Raw genomic sequence first — 20566 nt, forward strand, 5'->3', positions numbered from 1 at the left:
TTGTGACGCCGCTTGCCGTGTGGGAAAGCCGACGGATGGGCGCTTAGGGCGCGCCTCTGATCAAAAAGTGCGCAATTCTAGCGGTGAGGAGCGCACTTGACCAGCTTTATGCCGGGAAATGCGACGAGTGCTGCGCTATGCTTCGCGCCGTTGAGCTTTACCGATTATTTACAGTCAACAAAACGTCTGTAACAGCAGGTAAAACAGCGCATGCTGCACCACAAAGCATAGTGCTTCATTCCAAGAAGCCGGTTCTGAGAAGTAGGAGTGTTGGATGGGTCAGGCAAGTAGTCAGGCGGCGGGCGCCGAGCATTCGACGGCAAAGCCGATCGGCATGCTGGTCGCCGCGGTCGGGGTGGTTTACGGCGACATCGGCACCAGCCCGCTGTACACCCTCAAAGAAGTCTTCGCCGGTCATTATGGTGTGCCGGTCAACCACGATGGAGTCTTCGGGATTCTGTCGTTGATTTTCTGGTCGCTGATCTGGGTCGTCACCATCAAGTACGTGTTGTTCGTACTGCGCGCTGACAACCAGGGGGAAGGCGGGATCATGGCGCTGACCGCTCTGGCGCGACGTGCATCCAGCCGCTACCCGAAACTGCAAACGGTGCTGGTGATTCTGGGGCTGATCGGTGCAGCGCTGTTTTACGGCGACAGCATGATCACGCCCGCCATCTCCGTATTGTCGGCGGTTGAAGGCCTCGAGCTGGCCTTCGACGGACTTGAGCGTTGGGTGGTGCCACTGTCGTTGATCGTGCTCGTTGCCTTGTTCCTGATTCAGAAACACGGCACCGATCGCATCGGCAAGATGTTCGGCCCGGTGATGGTGGCGTGGTTTCTGGTGCTGGGCACTTTGGGTGTCAACGGTATCGTCAAACACCCTGAAGTGCTGAGCGCATTGAACCCGGTGTGGGGCGTGCGTTTCTTCATCGTACATCCTGGTATGGGCGTAGCGATCCTCGGTGCGGTAGTTCTGGCGCTGACCGGTGCTGAAGCGTTGTATGCCGACATGGGTCACTTCGGCCGTAAGCCTATCGCACGCGCCTGGCTGATTCTGGTGCTGCCGGCTTTGGTGCTGAACTACTTCGGTCAGGGCGCGTTGCTGCTGGAAAACCCGGAAGCGGCGCGTAACCCGTTCTACCTGCTGGCGCCGAACTGGGCACTGGTGCCGTTGGTGGTGTTGTCGACCCTGGCCACTGTCATTGCTTCGCAGGCGGTGATTTCCGGAGCGTTCTCGTTGACTCGTCAGGCCATCCAGCTCGGCTACATTCCGCGCATGCACATTCAGCACACGTCCAGTGCCGAACAGGGCCAGATTTACATCGGCGCGGTGAACTGGGCGCTGATGGTGGGCGTGATCCTGCTGGTCATCGGCTTCGAATCCTCGGGCGCGCTGGCGTCTGCTTACGGTGTGGCCGTGACCGGCACGATGCTGATCACCAGCATCCTGGTGTCGGCGGTGATCCTGCTGCTGTGGAAATGGCCACCGCTGTTGGCGGTGCCGATTCTGCTCGGGTTCCTGTTGGTCGATGGTTTGTTCTTTGCTGCCAACGTACCGAAGATCATCCAGGGCGGTGCCTTCCCGGTGCTGGCGGGTATTGTGCTGTTTGTCCTGATGACCACCTGGAAGCGCGGCAAGGAACTGCTGGTCGATCGTCTCGACGAAGGCGCGCTACCGCTGCCGATCTTCATCAGCAGCATCCGCGTGCAACCACCGCACCGCGTGCAGGGCACCGCCGTGTTCCTCACCGCGCGCTCCGACGCCGTGCCCCACGCCTTGTTGCACAACCTGCTGCACAACCAGGTACTGCACGAGCAAGTGGTGCTGCTGACCGTGGTCTACGAAGACATCCCGCGCGTGCCGCCATCACGTCGTTTCGAAGTGGAAGCGCACGGGGAGGGGTTCTTCCGGGTGATCCTGCACTTCGGCTTCACCGACGAGCCGGACGTGCCGCAGGCGCTGAAGCTGTGTCATCTGGATGATCTGGATTTCAGCCCGATGCGTACGACGTACTTCCTCAGCCGCGAAACGGTGATTGCCTCGAAACTTGAGGGGATGGCCCGTTGGCGGGAAGCGTTGTTTGCGTTCATGTTGAAGAATGCCAACGGCAACTTGCGGTTCTTCAATCTGCCGCTGAACCGGGTGATTGAGCTGGGGACGCAGGTGGAGATGTAACCCCGCCTCAACTGAAAAGCCCCCGTCAGCCTTGCGGCTGGCGGGGGCTTTTTTGTGGGCGCCCGGCGGATTTTCATTTGGTCAGTCAAAAGAAATACAAAGTTGCAGGGTGTTTAATTCAACGCAATACTCTGTGCATTATTCTGCGCTTCAGCAACTGAGCAAGAGGTGATTATGACGGCATTATTAGAACGTGCTGACCAGGCTATTTCCGTGACTGCCATGGTCAGGAGCTTCAGTGCGAGGCTCAAGGAGATTTCCAGTCGTGCCACTGAGCGTCTGGTTATCTTCAAGGACAATCAACCGGCAGCGGTCATTATCAATGTGCAGGCCTACCAAGAAATGCTGGATGAGCTTGAGGAGCTTCGCATCGAGGCGGCAGCTCGTGAGCGTCTGAGCAATTTTGATCAAACCAAAGCAGTCAGCCATGACGCTATGCGGGCAAGGTATGCCAAGAAGGATTAAAGGAGCGCTGGATGGTTTGGGGAGTAATTTATCATCCGGAGGTCCAAGGAGATCTGGATCAACTGGGATCGGCGGCTGCCAACCGGATACTTGATGTTATCGAGGAACGGATCATCAACGGCGAGCCGGATAAGAGTGGTAAACCCCTTCGAGCCAGCCTTGCGGGTTGTAGAAGGATTCGAACGGGGGACACACGAATCGTCTACCGCGTCGATGGTATAGCCATTCAGGTGTTGATCGTTGCAGTCGGTGCTCGACGTGACGAAGAAGTCTACGACGCCGCAGAGCGCCGCTTGTAATCAAGTGAGGATTGAGCAAGATCAAGCGCCCCCGTAGCCTTAAAGGCTGCGGGGGCTTTTTTGTCTCGGTTGCCTTTACAGGCTTTCAGGGAAATCTTCTTCAGACTCGGTCTTCGTCCGCGCAGGTCGTGGGATCAGTGCTTGTATCACGTCATCAATCAAGGCTTTGCCCATCACTGTCAGATAATGCGCGGCCCAGGCGTGTCGGTCGGTGTCTTTGGTGTAGGCGGCATCCTCGGCGAAGGATTTGGCGAGGTACAGCAGATCGGAGGATTGGGACAAGGCATCGATGACCGGGATGCCGGAGCGAACGTTGAAATACGCTTGATCCGAGTTGTAGAGGAAGGGGGTGAAGCCGATTGTTTTCAGATCAGATTGATTGCTCATGTTCAATTCCCTTGATTTCGAGAGCTGCCGCATCCGATACCAAGCGAATGGGTGGCAGCTGTGCGCAGGTTGGTAAACCGGGGAACCAAGGAAACCGGCACGCCCTAAAGCGTCCCACGCACAGCTGCCATAACACAGGGACTCGGACGAGATACGCCTGAGTCGTGTCGAGTGCGCTGTTGCGCCTTATTCCACCGGGTTACCAAGCCCGATCGCTGAATGGGTCAGCGACGTCCGGAGAGTATCCCGTCGAAAAACAGCGCAACAGGGCGGCAAGGCGCCGCAACATGCGATTCGGAGTTTGCCTACAAGGTCTGTCGGCGTCATCCGATATTGCGAGACTTGAAGTAAACGAGACTAAACGTCGGACAGATATGGCAGGAGAAACCGATCATGTCTGAATCCAGCGAATGCGGTGATCCTTGAGAATGTAAAAAGCCCCCGACATCGTGAGATGGCGGGGGCTTTTTGTGGGTGCGCTTCAGATCACTCTTCGGCGACCGAGTCCTTGCTCTGACGCTTCTCGATCAGATCCACCAAACGCTTGGCCAGCGCCGGGTAGTTCTCGTCGAAGTGATGACCGCCAGGCAGTTTCACCGCCTCACCCACCGCAGTCTTGTCGGTGCAGCCGCTCTCATCGGTTTCTTCTTCGCCGTAGATGCACACGACCTTGGCCGGTGGCAGCTTGGCCATTTCCGGGCCGGTGGCGGCTTCTTTGCCGGCGTTGCCGAGCCAGCCTTCGACTTCGATTTCGAAGCTGCCGGTGCGGGCGAAGGCCAGCAGGATGATCGCGTCGACACGTTGCTGCTCGGTCTCCGGGAGGCGATTGTAGATCGCCGGCAGGACGTCGGCACCGAACGAGTAACCGGTGAGGATGAAGCGCTTGGTGCCCCATTTCTGCCGGTAGTGCTGCATCAGTTCGGTCAGGTCCAGGGCGCTTTGCTCCGGGCTCTTGTGCTGCCAGTAGTAGCGCAGGGTATCGATGCCGACTACCGGGTAACCGATCTTGGCCATTTCGCCGGCTACGTCGCGGTCGAGGTCACGCCAGCCGCCGTCACCGCTGAGGAACAGGGTCACGGTGTCTTTCGCTTGACCGGCCGGGACTTCAACCACGGGGATCGCCAGACCGCCGTTGGCCTTGTCACCGCCGACGAGGATCTTGCGCAGCTCGTTGTTCAGCACTTGCGGCAGGTTGATGTCGTAGTCGCTGATGCTGGTTTCGGCGTTCGGTTGATCACGCACGAAACCTGCGCTGGCGTCGTCCGGGTTGTCGTTCCATGCCGCCAGCCAGTGACCGTGGGTGGCGGATTTGGGCAGCAGGTGCGTGCAGCCACCTTTTTCCAGTGCCAGGTCCACGGAAATCGCTTGGGCCTTGTCGTTTTTTTGCTCGGCCAACCAGCGCCAGGCCAGCACAGCGCCGGGGCCGATACCGCTGACCAGCGTGGCCGGGCCGTTCAGTTCGCGCAGACCGGTTTGCAGAGCGCGGCTTTGCAGCAGGCAGTCCTTGGGCAGAATCACCTGAACGATTTGCGCCGAGGCGCTGCGGCTCAGGGTGGTCAGTTGCTTTTCACTGAGCTTCTGATCGTCATTGACGGCTACCAGCACCTGAGACTTCGGCTTGGTGCCGGGAATCACACGGGTCATGGCCGGGCCATCGGCAGGAGTCAGCTGTTCGACGGTCGGTTCCGGTGCCGGGCGTTTGAGGTACCAGAAACCGCCGCCGGCAATCACGGCCAGCACTATCAGTGCGGCCAGGATGTACTTCAGGGAGCGTTGAATCATCAGCGTTTCACCAATCCAGTCAAGCCGCCCGCGATCAGGGCAGCAGTGTCGGCCAGCGCCACCAGCGGATCGAGTCCGGCGGGCACGGCCATATAACGGGGTTCCCAGTCAGGCTGGAACTTGTCTTTGAAGCGGCGCAAGCCTTGGAAGTTGTACAGCTGCTCACCACGGCGGAAAACCATCGAGCCCAGACGTTGGGTCAGCGGTGCACCACGCCGGGGTTGCAACCCCGACAACGGCACCATGCCCAGGCTGAAGCGCGCGTATCCGTGACTCTTATAGTGTTGAATCAGGCCGACCATCATGAATTCCATGGTCAGTTTCGGGGCGTCCGGGTGTGCGCGCATCAGGTCGAGACTGGCCAGATCATGGCTGTAGGTCTCGAGCAGGTTGGCGAACGCCACCGGGCGCCCCTCGAAGCGAATCACCGCAATGCGGAAATGCTTCAGGTAATCGTCGCTGAAGCGGCCGAGGGAGAAGCCTTTCTCGCGCACGTTCTTGCCGGTCAGCCAGGCATCGGAAATCACCTTGAGCTCATCCATCGGCGCCTGACCCGGCTCGTGAATTTCCAGCGACAGGCCGTCACGGGTGCCACGGTTCCAGGTGTAACGCAGATCTTTCATCTCCTTGCCCTTGGCTTCCAGGTCAAAGCGATGCAGATCGACCCGGGCTTCCTCGCCGAGTTTGATCGCGGTCAGGCCGATGTCCATGTAGTACGGCAGGTTCTCCGCGCGCACTTGATAGAACACAGGGCGAGCGTGATGGATGTCGCACAGGTCGCGGAACTGCCAGATCATCTCGGCGCGTTGCTGGCCAGGGCCGATCGGGTCGTACAGCGCCACCAGACTGCGGCCACGGCGGGCGTACATCAGGAACGCTTCGTCGTTCTGGTGAAACAGCAACGCCTTGTCACCCGTCAATGCGAGGCCGCCATCGGGTTGCGACGACGCCATCAGGATCTTCGCCGCGCGGTCGAGTTCGTCCGGGGTCGGCAGGTGAATGACCGGGCGCGCAGTGCGCAGCAGCCAGGTCAGGGCAATCACCAGTAGCAGTACGGCGGCGCCGAGCAGCGAGCGCAGGCCGCGCGGTGCATCGGCATCAAGGGTGAACTGCCACCACAATTGATGGCTGTACGGCACGTCTTGATAGGCGAACAGCAGCAGCCAGGCCGAAGCACCGAGCACGCACAGGCTGGCCACCAGATACAGCGGCGAGAACGGCAACTCAGTCAGACGGCTCGGACGATAGAACGAGCGACGGAATACCCCCAGCAGCGCGGCAGTGAGGGTCATCAAACAGGCTTCTTCCCAGTCGAAACCCTTGAGCAGGGAGAGCAGGGCGCCAACCAGCAGCAGAATGGTGGTCAGCATCCACGCGGCCGACAAGCGACGGCGCAGGCCCTGCGCCAGCATCAGGCAGAGCACGCCGATCAGGCTGGCGCCGAAGTGCGAGGCGTCGACCAAGCGATGTGGGATCAGAAAGCCGATGTGCTCCAGACGCGTATCGATTTCAGGCGTGGCACCGGAAAACAGCAGCACCACACCGGACAGGAACACCAGTACCGCCAGAATCGGCGCAGCCAGACCGGACGCCGCGCGCATGGTCTGGGTCTGAAACAGGCGCTGGCCTTCGTTGATCAGCAGCAGTACGCAAGCCACCAGCAGCGGCAGCACCACGTAGATCAGGCGATACAGCAGCAATGCAGCGGCCAGTGGCGCAGCACCGAGCTTGTCGGCGAATGCGGCGAGCAGGATCGCTTCGAACACGCCAACGCCACCCGGTACATGGCTGAGTACGCCAGCGGCCAGCGCCAGCAGGTACACCAGCAAAAACGCGCCGAAGGGCGGGGCTTCTGGCAGCAACAGATACAGCACGGTGGCGGCCGCCGCGACGTCGAGGGCGGTGATCACCAGTTGCAGGAAAGTCAGGCGTCGACCCGGCAGGCGCAGGGTGCGGCGTCCGGCCTTGACCAGCAGGTTATCGGGGTAGGGTTGTTCCGGCAGGCGACGGCGATAGATGCCTATCATCAGGATGGCGCCGAGCAGCAGCACGGTCACGGCAACAGTGCCGAGCAAGCCTTCCGAGAGGCCGAGTGCCTGAGATGCAGCGGGCAGGTCGCTCAACGTCGCTAGAGCAGCCAGTGGCGGCAGGGCACAGCCCAGCGACAGGCTGGCGAATAAGGTCATGTGCGCGACTTCCGACGCTCCCAGACCCAGTCGTGCATATAAACGGTAGCGCACCGAACCGCCGGACAGCAGCGACAGACCGATCGCGTTGCCAATCGCAAACGCCGTGAAGCCGCCGAGGGCCAGTGTGCGCGGTGGCAATGTCACGCCAGCATAGCGGCTGGCCGACCATTCATAGCCCAGCAGAATAATGAAGCCGACCACGGTCGCTGCGAATGCGCCGAGCAGGGCGGGTTTCGGTACGTCGAGAATCGAGTCGTGCAAAGCATCGAGATCGAGTTCGGCGAGCAAGTGGCGACAGGCAATCAGGGCAATGGCAAACAACAGCAGAGTGACCGCCAGACCGATCGGTTGACGGTATTTGCTTAACCGATCCAGCAAGCGCAGGCGCTCGGGTTTGATCGGTTGGTTCGCTGTGACGGTGTCTTGTGGATCAGACGAGTTGGCGCGCATCAATCACCTCTTGGATTGTGCGCGACAGGATGGAGGTATCCAGCCAAGTTACCAATCCCTGTAGAAAAAAATAATCACAAAATACTACGCCTCTCACCAGGTATCGGCGAGGGCAGTCATGGATTGCAGACCTCTTGCCCGCGACTCAAAGCATAGTCGCAACACGGCGGTTCTGAAGATCCTGGACGATTCACTGCACAGTGACAGATCATTGTTGCGAAAGGACTTTTTCCACAGATACAAAAAAGGCCACTCTTTCGAGTAGCCTTTTTTGATGTTTGGTTGCGGGAGCCGGATTTGAACCGACGACCTTCGGGTTATGAGCCCGACGAGCTACCAGACTGCTCCATCCCGCGTCTGTGTGGCGGCATTCTACAGGCGAACGGCGAGGTGTCAACCGCTAATCCCGTAAAGGGTCAAATAAGTGTGGAATCGCGTCAAACGGTCGCAGGTAACGCGTTAAGTTTCGGAAATGAAACGAGTTCCTGTTTGGCTATTCTCTGGGTGAAGAGGTCTGAACCTGAAAAACAAGCGCGCACAAAAAAGGCCACTCTTTCGAGTAGCCTTTTTTGATGTTTGGTTGCGGGAGCCGGATTTGAACCGACGACCTTCGGGTTATGAGCCCGACGAGCTACCAGACTGCTCCATCCCGCGTCTGTGTGTCGGCATTCTACAGAGGATCGCTGGGCTGTCAACCTTCAATCCGGATAAAACTGTTGAGGTTCAATCGGTTAGCGCTCTTTGTCGGTACTTGAAAGAAGCCGCAGGGCAGGTGGGGCAAGGCTTTCAGCTCTATTGAAGGTCGCTTTTCGATTGAGAAAATAAATTCACAGGACGATTCCTACAGTCATAAAAGAACATTCAGCACCACTGGTGCTATATACAGGTGTCAGTGAGATACTGCCGACCCGGCTCGCCACGTTTCCTTTTCTGACATGACTCAGCGAAAAATCATCCACATCGACTGTGACTGTTTCTACGCCGCCATCGAGATGCGCGATGACCCGCGTCTGGCCGGCAAGCCGTTGGCGGTGGGTGGTTCGGCGGATCGGCGTGGGGTGATCGCTACCTGTAATTACGAGGCGCGTGCCTATGGCGTGCGCTCGGCAATGGCATCCGGGCATGCTTTGAAGTTGTGCCCGGATCTGACCATTGTCAAACCGCGTATGGATGCCTATCGCGAAGCCTCAAAGGAAATTCACACGATCTTTGCCGATTACACCGACCTGATCGAGCCCCTGTCGCTGGATGAGGCCTATCTGGACGTGTCGGACAGCGCGCATTTTGGCGGCAGTGCCACGCGCATTGCCCAGGATATTCGTCGCCGGGTCTCCAATCAGTTGCACATCACGGTTTCTGCTGGCGTGGCGCCGAACAAGTTTCTGGCGAAGATCGCCAGCGACTGGAAAAAGCCCAACGGCTTGTTCGTGATCACACCGGATCAAGTCGAGGATTTCGTCAGCGGTTTGCCGGTGAACAAGCTGCACGGCGTCGGCAAGGTCACCGCAGACAAGTTGGGCAAGCTCGGTATCGTCGACTGCATGCAGTTGCGTGAATGGGACAAGCTGGCGCTGGTGCGTGAATTCGGTAGTTTTGGCGAGCGCCTCTGGAGTCTCGCGCGTGGGATCGATGATCGGCTGGTGCACAACGACAGTCGCCGTCAGTCGATCAGTGTGGAAAATACCTACGATGTCGATCTGCCGGACCTGCGCAGTTGCCTGGACAAATTGCCGGAGCTGCTGGAAACCCTGAAGACCCGCATGGCGCGGATCGACAGCAGCTATCGGCCGGGTAAGCCGTTCGTCAAAGTGAAATTCCACGATTTTACCCAGACCACATTGGAGCAGGCCGGGGCGGGTCGGGATCTGGGCAGTTATCAGTTGATGCTGACGCAGGCGTTCAATCGCGGGGGTAAACCGGTGCGGTTGCTTGGGGTTGGGGTGAGACTGGAGGATTTGCGTGGCGGGTTTGAGCAGATGGAGTTGTTTGAGCGTTGAACCCTTAAAAGCAAAAGATCGTCCGATAGGACGATCTTTTAACAGAGCTTAATTCGGTCCCGGATCCGCCACCAACCGCCCCGCATCCTTGGTCAGCGACTTGAGAAACTCAGCCTGCAACTCTGGATCGTTACGCGTCAGTTCGATCAGGCTTTGTTCCAGCTCGCTGGCTTCTTCTTCCAGACCCAATTCCGACAGACGTTTGACCCGGTGTACCCATTGGCTCACTTCGTCGTCTTCCAGATCGTCGTAAATCAGCCCGTGAGCTTCCAGCAACTTGCCCCGCAGGTGGCTGCTGATCATCAGGGTTGAGTCAGAGTGAACTTCATCCTTGGCGTCTTCGACGCTGATCTGCAATTTGCCGACATGATTGAGATCATTTTCGGCAAACGGGCTGTCGAGCAGGTTAAGACGCAGCACGCCGTTACGGTCGGTGGTCATGTCGAATGTCTGCTTGCCGGCCTTGACTTGCACCGGTCGCTCGCTCCACGGCAGGCTCGAGTACTCCGTGCGCTTGTCGCGCTGGATTTCATCGATGCCGGCCAGATTCTGTTGCGCACGACCGTTGGACTGCACGTTCATGAACGGATTGAGCCCGGCAAAACCGTAGCTCAGCCAGTCCTTGGTCACGCTGTCCGGCAAATTGCCAAGCGCAAAGACGTTGACCACGTTCGCGCCGACGCCACCGACCACCGCCACCGCGCCCAGCGGAATCTCGTAGACTTCCCGCCAGGGTTGGTAAGGCGTGTAGCGGTCGTAACGGCGGGTGACTTCGAATTCGGTGACTTCGAATGTCTTCTGCTCGTTGATCTTCACGCGTCGCTGCGGGAGCTCAAGTTCCTTGGGCTCACCGACATCGATCTGCAAAGTGTGATCGAGCAACTTTCGCTCGACACGCTCTTCGTGCTCGCTGCGCTGTGACATGTGATTGGCACAGCCGCTGACCAGCAGGGCACCGCACAGGGCGGTGCCTCCGAGGCCCAAGGTGTTTCGCTTGAACATGACGTCTCTATCTGGTTTCAGCGGCGGATACGAGCCTGAAGGAAGGACAATACGTCAGCCACCGGCAGCGCTTGCGCCTCGCCTTCGGTACGGCTCTTGTATTCAAGGTTGCCTTCGGCGAGGCCGCGGTCGCTGACCACGATCCGGTGTGGAATGCCGATCAGCTCCATGTCCGCGAACTTGATGCCCGGGCTGGTTTTCTTGTCACGATCATCCAGCAGCACTTCGAAACCGGCCGCAGTCAGTTCTGCGTACAGTTTGTCGGTGGCTTCGCGAACCTGCTCGGTTTCGTAACGCAGCGGTACCAGAGCAATCTGGAACGGCGCCAGGGTGTCGCTCCAGATGATGCCGTTCGCATCGTTGTTCTGCTCGATCGCGGCAGCCACCACGCGGGACACGCCAATGCCGTAGCAGCCCATTTCCAGGGTCACTGGCTTGCCGTTTTCGCCCAGCACTTCGCACTTCATCGCCTTGCTGTACTTGTTGCCCAGCTGGAAGATGTGCCCGACTTCGATGCCACGTTTGATTTCCAGCGTGCCTTTGCCGTCCGGGCTTGGGTCGCCGGCAACCACGTTGCGCAGGTCATCCACGGTCGGAACCGGCAGATCGCGCTCCCAGTTCACGCCGAAGTAGTGCTTGTCGTCGATGTTCGCGCCGATGCCGAAGTCGCTCATCAGTTCGACCGAGCGGTCGATGATGATTGGCAGCGGCAGGTTGAGCGGGCCGAGGGAACCAGCGCCGGCGCCAATGGCGTCACGCAGTTCGGCATCGGACGCCATGACCAGCGGGCTGGCCACGCCTGGTTGCTGGGCTGCCTTGATTTCGTTCAGTTCGTGGTCGCCACGGATGATCAGGGCAATCAGCTTGCCTTCTTCTTCCGCGTGCACGATCAGGGTCTTGATGGTCTTTTCAATCGGCAGACTGAATTTTTCCACCAGCGCGGCGATGGTCTTGGTGTCCGGAGTGTCGACCAGACGCAGCTCTTCGGCCGGTGCAGGGCGGGAAGTTTCCCGTGGCACAGCTTCGGCCTTTTCGATGTTCGCTGCGTAGTCGGAGCCGTTGCTGAAGGCGATATCGTCTTCGCCGGACTCGGCCAGTACGTGGAATTCGTGGGAACCGGCGCCGCCGATAGAGCCGTTGTCGGCTTCAACCGGGCGGAATTTCAGGCCCAGACGGGTGAACACGTTGCAGTACGCCTGATGCATGCGGTCGTAGGTGACCTGCAGCGAAGCCTGATCGGCGTGGAACGAGTACGCGTCCTTCATGATGAATTCGCGGCCGCGCATCAAACCGAAGCGTGGGCGGATTTCGTCACGGAATTTAGTCTGGATCTGGTACAGGTTGATTGGCAACTGTTTGTAGCTGCTCAATTCGTTGCGCATCAGATCGGTGATCACTTCTTCGTGGGTCGGGCCCGCGCAGAAGTCGCGACCGTGGCGGTCTTTGATGCGCAGCAGCTCAGGGCCGTATTCTTCCCAGCGCCCCGATTCCTGCCACAGCTCGGCCGGTTGGGTGCTCGGCATCAACACTTCCAGAGAGCCGGCAGCGTTCATTTCTTCACGAACGATGGCTTCAACCTTGCGCATCACTCGCAGGCCCATGGGCAGCCAGGTGTACAGACCTGAGGCGAGTTTGCGGATCATGCCGGCGCGCAGCATCAGCTGGTGGCTGATTACGACCGCGTCGGAAGGCGTTTCTTTCTGTGTGGCGAGCAAAAATTGACTGGTGCGCATGGTTGGCCGTTGTCGGTTGCTATGACTGGAAATGACGGAGCAGTGTACCGGCGAGTTTTGCTGACGTACAGAAGTGCGGCCGGCGGAGGGACACAAGGGCGGGATTCTTCCCGCCCTTGGCGAAACGTCTTACGATTCTTCCACAAGCGGCGTCGGCACAGGCTCAGGCGTTGGTGTAGGGCCTTCGCGGCGGCTTTCCTGGAACCAGTGCAGGGCGATCAGCAAGAGCGTCGGCACACCGAGCATGGCGGTGATCAGGAAGAAGTTGTGGTAACCGAACTTCTCCACCATCACCCCGGAATAGCCGCCGATCAGGCGCGGCAGCAGGAGCATGATCGAGCTGAGCAGGGCGTACTGCGTCGCGGAGAACTTAAGGTTGGTCAGGCTCGACAGGTAGGCAACGAACGCCGAAGTCGCCAGTCCCGAGCTGAAGTTGTCGAGGGAAATGGTCACCACCAGCATCTTCAGGTTCGGCCCCATGTCGGCCAGCATCAGAAACAGCAGGTTAGTGCCCGCCGATGCCACGCCGCCAATAAACAGGATCGGCAGGATACCGAAGCGCACGATCAGCAGTCCGCCCATGCCCGCACCGACGAGGGTCATGATCAGGCCGAAGATCTTGCTGACGCTGGCAATCTGGTCCTTGGTGAACCCCTGGTCGATGTAGAACACGTTGGCCATCACGCCCATGACCGTGTCCGACATCCGATAGGTGGCGATCAGCCCGAGCAGCAATAGCGCCTGCCAGCGGTAGCGCAGAATGAAGTCGTTGACCGGCGTCAGGACCGGCGCCAGCCCGCGGCGACCCATGGCCGACAGGCACATCCAGGTGAGCAAGGTATAAAGAATGGCGCGCAGGAAGGCGCGGTCTTCCAGCAGCAGGTCGAGCGGGCTGACGCCTTCGAACAAAACGCTGGCGAAATCGGTGTTGTAGAGCTGGGTGAACATCGCCGGCACGGACACCAGCAGCACGATCAGTACGAATACCGACATCAGTTGGTGCATGAAGGTATAGCGGCCAGCTTGCAATTGGGTGCGCAACGGCACAGGCGGCTCGCGCATCAGCAGGGTAGTGAGCAGCGCAGGAATCATCAGTGCGCCGAACAGTGCGTAAGTGCCGGCCCAGGCTGAGTGTTGATAGTTGAAACCGGTAGAGCCGAAACCTTCGGCGAAAAACAACGCGCCCGCGGTGGCGAGCAGCGCGGCGATGCGGTAGCCGGACATGTAACTGGCGGCGAGTGCGGCCTGGCGGCTGTCGTCGGCGATTTCCAGGCGATAGGCGTCTACCGCGATGTCTTGGGTGGCGGAGGCGAACGCAACGACGACGGCGATGGCGATCAGCCAGGACAGGTGCTTCTGCGGATCGCAGAAACCCATACCGATCAAGCCGAGAATCACCAGTGCTTGCGAGAGCACCAGCCACGAGCGGCGACGGCCGAGCTTGCCCAGCAACGGCAAGCGCCATTGATCGAGCAGCGGTGACCAGACCCATTTGAACGCGTAAGCCAGGCCGATGAGGCTGGCGTAGCCGATGGTTTCACGGGCCACACCCGCTTCACGCAGCCAGACCGAAAGCGTTGAAAACACCAGCATGTACGGCAGGCCGGCGGCGAAACCGAGCAACAACAGCACGAGCGTCGAAGGACTGGCATAGGCGGCGAGCGCGGCGCGCCAGGTTTTACGGGGCATGGGCTGAAGTCTGCCTCAAGATTGCGAAAACAAAGCGCGCACTCTAACCGCTGTGCTCTACCGGACGCCAGCCATGGCGCTGAATATCCACACGATTGTTCAGGGCGGTGATGCCTTCCATGCGCAAACGCGCCCGTTGTTCATCACCCGATGGACTGCCCACCGGCAGGCTGATTCGCCCGCCGGCGCCCAATACACGGTGCCAGGGCAGTTTGGTGTCGCCGGGCAATTGACTCAAGGTTCGCCCGACCCAGCGGGCAGCGCGTCCCAACCCGGCAAGGTCAGCCAATTGACCATAGCTGACGACCTTGCCTTCGGGCACTTGAGCGAGGGTCGAGTAGAGCGCCGTGCGTCGGATTTGCGCTTCGCTGTCGCCTTCGTGGATCGGGTCTGTCACGTACGCGGTTCCTGAACATGCTCGATTTGAAGCCTTAAGCGTAATCCCTGATCGCGCAGTTGAGAAATGAACTCAATAGAAATAGTCCGGTCAGTCCTTGTCAGGGTCTTATTCCTACGGATAATGCCGACCTTTTTCGCAAACTTGAGCCCCCGACTCGCTTATGTTTTCCAGAACCTTGCTGTGCCTTGCTGTTTTCAGTGCGTCCACGCCCCTGCTTGCCGACACCGTCTGGATGAAGAACGGTGACAAGTTGAGTGGCAAAATTACCGTGTTCGATGGCGGCAAACTGTTGGTTCAGACCAAATACGCTGGCGCGGTCTCGATCGACTGGAAAGAGGTCAAGACCCTGGAGAGTGACCAGCAATTGCTGGTCAAGCAGGATGCCTATAATGGCGAGAAAGCCAAATCGTTGACCGCTGCCGATGACGGCAAGGTCACGCTGGCCAACGGTGAAGCGCCGAAAACCGTGGAGCTGGCGAGCATCCAGCAAATCCTCAAGCCGAAACCGGTGGTCGAGGATCTGGTGTGGAAGGGCAATGTCGATCTGGCGCTGGATTATCAGCGCGCGGAAAAAGACACCGACGATTACGATATCGGCTTCAAGACTACGGCGCGCCACGGTCGCTGGCGGCACACCGCCGAGGGCGAATACAACCGCGAAGTGCAGGATGAAGTGACCACCACCGACAACTGGCGCGCCGAGTACGCACTCGACCGCTTCCTCACCGATCAGTGGTTCTGGCAAGGGCGTCTGAATTACAAGCGCGATCACGTTGAAGAGCTGTCCCGTCAGCGAGTGGTAGGTACCGGTCCGGGTTACCAGTTCTGGGATAACGAATTGGGCGCGTTCTCGCTCGGCTCGCTGTTGAACCGTACCGACTATGAATACAGCGATGGCAGCAAGGACAACTTCTATTCCGTTGCGATGAAGTGGGACTACAACCGCTACTTGATCGGCAAGAAGGTCGAGTTCTTCACCAATGGCGAGGTGGGCAAGCCATTGTCCGGTGTGGCTGACTATGCGCTGGATGCCGAGATGGGCTTGCGCTACAAGGTCACCGACTGGGCGTCGCTGAATCTGAAAGCCGAGCGGGACATCATCAGTGGCACCAACGATGCGGATTTGAACAAGACCCGTTATACCGCAGGGTTTGGCGTGGCCTGGTAAGGCCGGTCTCAGCGGCAATAAAAAACGCAGCCCTGATCAGGCTGCGTTTTTTTGCGCCTGAAAAAACAGACGCCCACAAAAAAGCCCCGCTTTTAAGGGCGGGGCTCTTTTCTAAAGAAGCTACAAGTTAGATAACTTGTACTTCTTCAGCTTGCATGCCTTTCTGACCGCGGGTAGCGATGAAAGAAACCTGTTGGCCTTCTTTCAGGCTTTTGAAGCCGTCGGATTGGATAGCTTTGAAGTGAACGAACAGGTCGTCACCGGATTGTGGGGTGATGAAGCCGAAGCCTTTTTCATCGTTGAACCACTTAACGGTACCGGTTTGGCGATTAGACATGGTGTAACTCCTTGAACAAAGATAACTGCGACTCAGGAAGAACCCTGGCCGAGACTGAGTGCAAAGAGCAGGAAAAATTCTTGTAGATGGTTGGATCGAAATTCAACATATCGTGTAGAGATTCTCAGTGACACAAGCAACACAGTGACGCCACCTTAACCCTTTTTCCGAGAAGTGCCAATGCTTCTTGCGAAGGTTTCTCTGTTTTCGGGATCGGCGGTGTGACGGTTCATCGCCAAAGCCCGTATTTCATGGGTGTTCGGCGAGAATTGCAGCGCGCACTTTGAACCCGGCGGCGCGACCGGTAAGATGCCGGACAGAATTTTTCCACCTCGCTATTCAGGACACCCGCCATGAGCATCAAATCGGACAAGTGGATTCGCCGCATGGCGCAGGAACACGGCATGATCGAACCGTTCGTCGAGCGCCAGGTGCGCGGCAGCGACGACAGCCGGGTGATCTCCTACGGTGTGTCGAGCTACGGCTACGACGTGCGTTGCACCAACCACTTCAAGGTGTTCACCAACATCAATTCGGCCATTGTCGACCCGAAAAACTTCGACGCCGGCAGCTTCGTCGACATCCATAGCGACGTGTGCATCATTCCGCCGAACTCCTTCGCCCTGGCCAGCACCGTCGAATATTTCCGTATTCCGCGCAATGTACTGACCATCTGCCTGGGCAAAAGCACCTACGCACGTTGCGGCATCATCGTTAACGTCACTCCGCTTGAGCCTGAGTGGGAAGGTCACGTGACTCTGGAGTTCTCCAACACCACCAACCTGCCGGCGAAAATCTACGCCAACGAAGGCGTGGCGCAGATGCTGTTCCTCGAATCCGACGAGGAATGTGAAGTTTCCTACAAGGATCGCGGCGGCAAGTACCAGGGCCAGCGTGGCGTAACTCTGCCGCGTACCTGATTCGTCCATCCGGCAATTGTCGGGAATTCTTTGGCGGGCAGACACTCTATGGGGTGTACTGCCCGTTTTTGCTTCTGCTAAAACGGGCCTTCGCCGAGGAGTGCCCTATGAAGATCGATCCGCATATCAGTGCCGAACTGGCAAGGCTTGAACCCAATCAGATTGGCGTTTTGGCCTGGTCCTTGTTGGCACACCCGCCCATCAGCATGGCCGGCGGAATTCCTGGCCAGCCTGATCCCGATACCCCCAATGAACAACCGACCGAGCCGGGCGAGCCGACCCTTCCCGACGAGCCACCACCGGCGCCAGTTGCCTGATCCCGATGGGAAATGAATGGCCAGTCAGTTGAAGTCCGGCAAGACTTCAACTGACTGGCCATATTTCGTTGTCACCAATGACAAAGATCCTACAGGACTCGTCGCGCTCGACCGGATAGCCGCCGGTGAAGGCGCCGAATGCCGGCATCACACTGATGCGTTCACCCAGCCTGAAGCATGCGAGGCGCAAACTCTGCCGCCCCTTGCCATGCAGCCGATAAACCGGGTGCACATGCCCGGCCAGCACGTGCCTTTCGGGATGGGGATCGGGTTCATGCTGCAGGGCGAACGGCCCGAGCAGCAGCGGTTCCGGCACCACGCGGATGTTCAGCGACGCCGGTGGGTCGCCTGCGCGTTTGTCGTGATTGCCGCGAATCAGCGTCATCGGCAGATCCGCGTGGCGTGACCGCCATTCAGCCAGCGCGCTTAAAGTGCCCGCTGCATGCGAGCCAGGTCCATGCAGGAAGTCGCCTAGAAATATCAGTTGTCGGCAGGGCAGTTTCGCCAGCAGCCGATCAATCACCGCGACATTGCTCGCCGTTGTCCCTTGCGGGACGGGTTGCCCGAGGCTGCGATAGGCAGCCGCCTTGCCGAAATGCACGTCGGCGATCAGCAGCGCCTGCTGTTCCGGCCAATACAGGGCTTTCTCCGGCAGTAGCCAGAGTTCCTCGCCAGCCAGACGCACCGGGTAGGGCGCGTTCATGTGCGCTTGCCCTTGTCTGCGGATTTCTCCAGATCACCGACCATCCGTCTTATCCGGTCAGCAAGTTTTTCCGAACTCATGCTCTCGCGCATGCGTTCCACCAGTAGCGGAAACCCCAAGGGTGTAGGACGTTTGATCTGATGTACCTCTAGTGTCATCTGATTGATGTGCGCCAGTGTCTGTTCCAGGCGCCGAATATCCAGTTCTTCGCGTAGGACTTCTTCCCCGGCCTGCGCCAGCAGCAGGTTGTCGGCGTCATATTGTTTGAACACTTCAAAGAACAAGCCGCTGGAGGCCTGCACTTGCCGGGTACTTTTCGGCGCGCCGGGGTAACCGGCGAACACCAGTCCGGCAATCCGGGCAATTTCCCTAAAGCGTCGCAGGGCCAGCTCGCCGGCGTTGAGACTGGCCAGGACGTCCCGCAACAGATGATCGGGGCTGAGCAGTTCGGTATCGAGTTGTTTCGACCAGTCCACCGGCGTTGCGCTGAGCAGCTCCAGACCGTAATCGTTGACCGCGATCGAGAATGTCACCGGTTGACGCTGACTGACCCGCCACGCGAGCAGGCTGGCCAGCCCCAAATGCACCTGACGCCCGGCAAACGGATAAAGGAAAAGGTGCCAGCCTTCGCGGGATTTCAGCACCTCGGCCAGTAGGCTGTCGGTGGTGGGCAGGCCAGACCAGCGGGCCTGCGTTTCCAGCAATGGCCGCAACGCCTGCATTTCCGGCCCAACGAACTCACCCCGCGCGGCGGCGGTATAGCGCGCCACCACCGCCTCGGCCAATTCGTTGGAGAGCGGCATGCGCCCGCCATTCCAGCGCGGTACGGCGGCTTTTTTCGCGGTGCTGCGTTTGACGTAGGCTGTCATGTTTTCCACGCGCACCAACTCCAGCAAACGTCCGGCGAAGAGAAAACCATCACCCGGTTTAAGCCGCGCGATAAAACCTTCCTCGACACTGCCCAATTGTTTGCCACCACCGCCCTTGCTCCAGAATTTCAACTGGATGCTTGCATCGCTGACGATGGTGCCGATGCTCATACGGTGGCGCCTGGCCAGGCGCGCATCGGGCACGCGCCAGACGCCGTGCTCGTCCGGTTCGACCCGGCGGTAATCCGGATAGGCTGTCAGAGACATTCCGCCATGGCGTACGAAAGCCAGCGCCCAGGCCCAATCCTCGGGTGTCAGGTCACGATAAGCCCGCGCACCGCGGACCTCTTCGTACAGCTCATCGGGTAAGAATCCGCCGCCCAGCGCCATGCTGACCAGATGTTGTACCAGCACATCCAGCGGTTTGTGTGGCGACAGGCGCGGTTCGATGCGCCGTTGCTCCACGGCGTCTTTAGCGGCAGCTGCTTCGATCAACTCGAGGCTGTGAGTCGGTACCAACGTCACCCGCGAGGTGCGCCCGGGCGCATGACCCGAACGTCCGGCGCGCTGCATCAGGCGCGCGACACCTTTGGTCGAACCGATTTGCAGCACGCGCTCCACCGGCAAAAAATCCACCCCTAGGTCGAGACTCGACGTACACACGACGGCTTTAAGCTGACCGTCCTTCAACGCCTTTTCGACCCAATCGCGGGTGTCACGGGACAGCGAGCTGTGATGCAAGGCGATCAGCCCGGCCCAGTCCGGGCGCGCCTCAAGCAACGCCTGATACCAGATTTCCGACTGCGCCCGGGTGTTGGTGAACACCAAGCTACTGGCGCAGGCATCGAGTTCGGTGACCACCTGCGGCAGCATCTTCAGACCGATGTGCCCGGCCCATGGAAAGCGTTCGATAGTCGGTGGGAGCAGGGTGTCGACCTCCAGGGACTTTTCGCTCTGGCCCTGAACGCTAATGCCTCCGCCCTGTGGGATCAGCACCTGTTCGGCGTGGGATTGATTACCGAGCGTGGCGGATACGCCCCAGACGATCAGGTCGGGTTGCCAATGGCGCAGGCGGGCGAGGGCCAGTTGCAACTGCACACCGCGTTTGTTGCCAAGCAATTCGTGCCATTCGTCCACCACGATCATGCGCAGGGTCGACAGCGCTGCGCGCGCATCGGCGCGAGCGAGCAGCAGGGTCAGGCTTTCCGGGGTGGTGATCAGCGCAGTTGGCAGGCGTCGACTCTGGCGCGCGCGTTCGCTGCTGTTGGTGTCACCGGTGCGCAGGCCGATGCTCCACGGGATCTGCAAATCATCGACAGGGGTTTGCAAGGCGCGCGCGGTGTCGGCGGCGAGGGCGCGCATAGGCGTGATCCACAACACCGTCAGTGGTTCGGCCGGCGGTTTGCGTTTACGCGATGTTTCTACGATTGGCGCGGATTTGGCGAAACGATTGAGTGCGGCAAACCACACCGCATAGGTTTTACCGGCGCCGGTGCTGGCGTGCAGCAATCCAGACTCGCCATTTTTGACGGCGGCCCATACCTGTTTCTGAAAAGCGAACGGCTTCCAGCCGCGAGCGCTGAACCAGGTTTTTGCGAGGTCGGGGGATTTCGCCATGCCTGCTGCGCGCGCTCTGGAGGTGTTCTTCCAATGACCGCAGTGCCCGCTAACAAGTTTAATTTC

General features: G+C 59.2%; 17 protein-coding genes and 2 tRNA genes. 7 read left to right on the plus strand and 12 right to left on the minus strand.

The features are described from left to right. Window positions 1-274 precede the first annotated feature (274 nt). The 3 genes from ACA074_RS06160 (at window position 275) to ACA074_RS06170 (ending at window position 2940) form a co-directional block, all read left to right on the plus strand. On the plus strand, window positions 275-2176 hold the full coding sequence (locus ACA074_RS06160) for a potassium transporter Kup (protein ID WP_095126536.1): 1902 nt from the start codon (window positions 275-277) through the stop codon (window positions 2174-2176). Window positions 2177-2350: 174 nt separating this feature from the next. Continuing rightward, window positions 2351-2641 carry a type II toxin-antitoxin system Phd/YefM family antitoxin gene (locus tag ACA074_RS06165; protein WP_401270033.1) on the plus strand — a complete coding sequence of 97 codons (291 nt, stop codon included), beginning with the start codon at window positions 2351-2353 and terminating at the stop codon, window positions 2639-2641. A gap of 11 nt (window positions 2642-2652) precedes the next feature. Continuing rightward, window positions 2653-2940, plus strand: a complete 288-nt coding sequence (locus ACA074_RS06170; protein ID WP_497658837.1) for a type II toxin-antitoxin system RelE family toxin — start codon at window positions 2653-2655, stop codon at window positions 2938-2940. 75 nt (window positions 2941-3015) lie between these two features. On the opposite strand, the gene ACA074_RS06175 is transcribed toward ACA074_RS06170, so the two are convergent. The 5 genes from ACA074_RS06175 to ACA074_RS06195 form a co-directional block, all read right to left on the minus strand. After that, a complete protein-coding gene (locus tag ACA074_RS06175; RefSeq protein WP_497678618.1) occupies window positions 3016-3327 on the minus strand; it encodes a DUF3077 domain-containing protein in 312 nt (103 codons plus the stop codon). A gap of 486 nt (window positions 3328-3813) precedes the next feature. Next, window positions 3814-5109, minus strand: a complete 1296-nt coding sequence (locus tag ACA074_RS06180) for a virulence factor family protein (protein WP_497678619.1) — start codon at window positions 5107-5109, stop codon at window positions 3814-3816. After that, the gene (mprF, locus tag ACA074_RS06185) at window positions 5109-7748 is read right to left on the minus strand and encodes a bifunctional lysylphosphatidylglycerol flippase/synthetase MprF (RefSeq protein WP_497658840.1); all 2640 of its coding nucleotides are present in this window, start codon (window positions 7746-7748) and stop codon (window positions 5109-5111) included. The genes ACA074_RS06180 and mprF overlap by 1 nt, the downstream gene beginning before the upstream one ends. Window positions 7749-8027: 279 nt before the next feature. Further along, window positions 8028-8104, minus strand: a tRNA-Met gene (locus ACA074_RS06190). Window positions 8105-8325: 221 nt separating this feature from the next. After that, window positions 8326-8402 (minus strand) — tRNA-Met (locus ACA074_RS06195). 281 nt (window positions 8403-8683) lie between these two features. Between ACA074_RS06195 and dinB the strand changes: the two genes are divergently transcribed. Then, entirely contained in the window at window positions 8684-9745 is a 1062-nt protein-coding gene (gene dinB, locus ACA074_RS06200; protein ID WP_401272062.1) for a DNA polymerase IV, read from the plus strand. Window positions 9746-9793: 48 nt separating this feature from the next. On the opposite strand, the gene ACA074_RS06205 is transcribed toward dinB, so the two are convergent. The 4 genes from ACA074_RS06205 to ACA074_RS06220 form a co-directional block, all read right to left on the minus strand. Further along, window positions 9794-10747, minus strand: a complete 954-nt coding sequence (locus tag ACA074_RS06205) for a hypothetical protein (protein ID WP_305441728.1) — start codon at window positions 10745-10747, stop codon at window positions 9794-9796. A 17-nt stretch (window positions 10748-10764) separates the two neighbouring features. Further along, the gene (locus ACA074_RS06210; RefSeq protein WP_497678620.1) at window positions 10765-12480 is read right to left on the minus strand and encodes a proline--tRNA ligase; all 1716 of its coding nucleotides are present in this window, start codon (window positions 12478-12480) and stop codon (window positions 10765-10767) included. 129 nt (window positions 12481-12609) lie between these two features. After that, entirely contained in the window at window positions 12610-14169 is a 1560-nt protein-coding gene (locus ACA074_RS06215; protein ID WP_497678621.1) for an AmpG family muropeptide MFS transporter, read from the minus strand. 43 nt (window positions 14170-14212) lie between these two features. Further along, a complete protein-coding gene (locus ACA074_RS06220; RefSeq protein WP_497678622.1) occupies window positions 14213-14566 on the minus strand; it encodes an MGMT family protein in 354 nt (117 codons plus the stop codon). Window positions 14567-14729: 163 nt separating this feature from the next. On the opposite strand from ACA074_RS06220, the gene ACA074_RS06225 reads away from it, so the two are divergent. Then, window positions 14730-15737, plus strand: a complete 1008-nt coding sequence (locus tag ACA074_RS06225; RefSeq protein ID WP_497678623.1) for a DUF481 domain-containing protein — start codon at window positions 14730-14732, stop codon at window positions 15735-15737. A 127-nt stretch (window positions 15738-15864) separates the two neighbouring features. On the opposite strand, the gene ACA074_RS06230 is transcribed toward ACA074_RS06225, so the two are convergent. Further along, a complete protein-coding gene (locus ACA074_RS06230) occupies window positions 15865-16074 on the minus strand; it encodes a cold-shock protein (protein ID WP_002554837.1) in 210 nt (69 codons plus the stop codon). A 353-nt stretch (window positions 16075-16427) separates the two neighbouring features. Between ACA074_RS06230 and dcd the strand changes: the two genes are divergently transcribed. After that, on the plus strand, window positions 16428-16994 hold the full coding sequence (dcd, locus tag ACA074_RS06235; RefSeq protein ID WP_007904652.1) for a dCTP deaminase: 567 nt from the start codon (window positions 16428-16430) through the stop codon (window positions 16992-16994). Window positions 16995-17101: 107 nt separating this feature from the next. Then, window positions 17102-17311, plus strand: a complete 210-nt coding sequence (locus ACA074_RS06240) for a hypothetical protein (protein ID WP_042557949.1) — start codon at window positions 17102-17104, stop codon at window positions 17309-17311. A 46-nt stretch (window positions 17312-17357) separates the two neighbouring features. Here the strand turns inward: ACA074_RS06240 and pdeM are convergent, their stop codons facing one another. Both pdeM and ACA074_RS06250 read right to left on the minus strand, forming a co-directional pair. Continuing rightward, window positions 17358-18014: a ligase-associated DNA damage response endonuclease PdeM gene (gene pdeM, locus ACA074_RS06245; protein ID WP_187679485.1), complete on the minus strand. Its 657-nt coding sequence runs from the start codon at window positions 18012-18014 to the stop codon at window positions 17358-17360. After that, window positions 18011-20500 (minus strand): ligase-associated DNA damage response DEXH box helicase, encoded by a 2490-nt coding sequence (locus ACA074_RS06250; protein WP_497678624.1) that lies wholly within the window; start codon window positions 20498-20500, stop codon window positions 18011-18013. Before ACA074_RS06250 ends, pdeM begins: the two co-directional genes overlap by 4 nt. Window positions 20501-20566 lie beyond the last annotated feature (66 nt).

This window comes from Pseudomonas sp. LBUM1655, assembly GCF_059716085.1.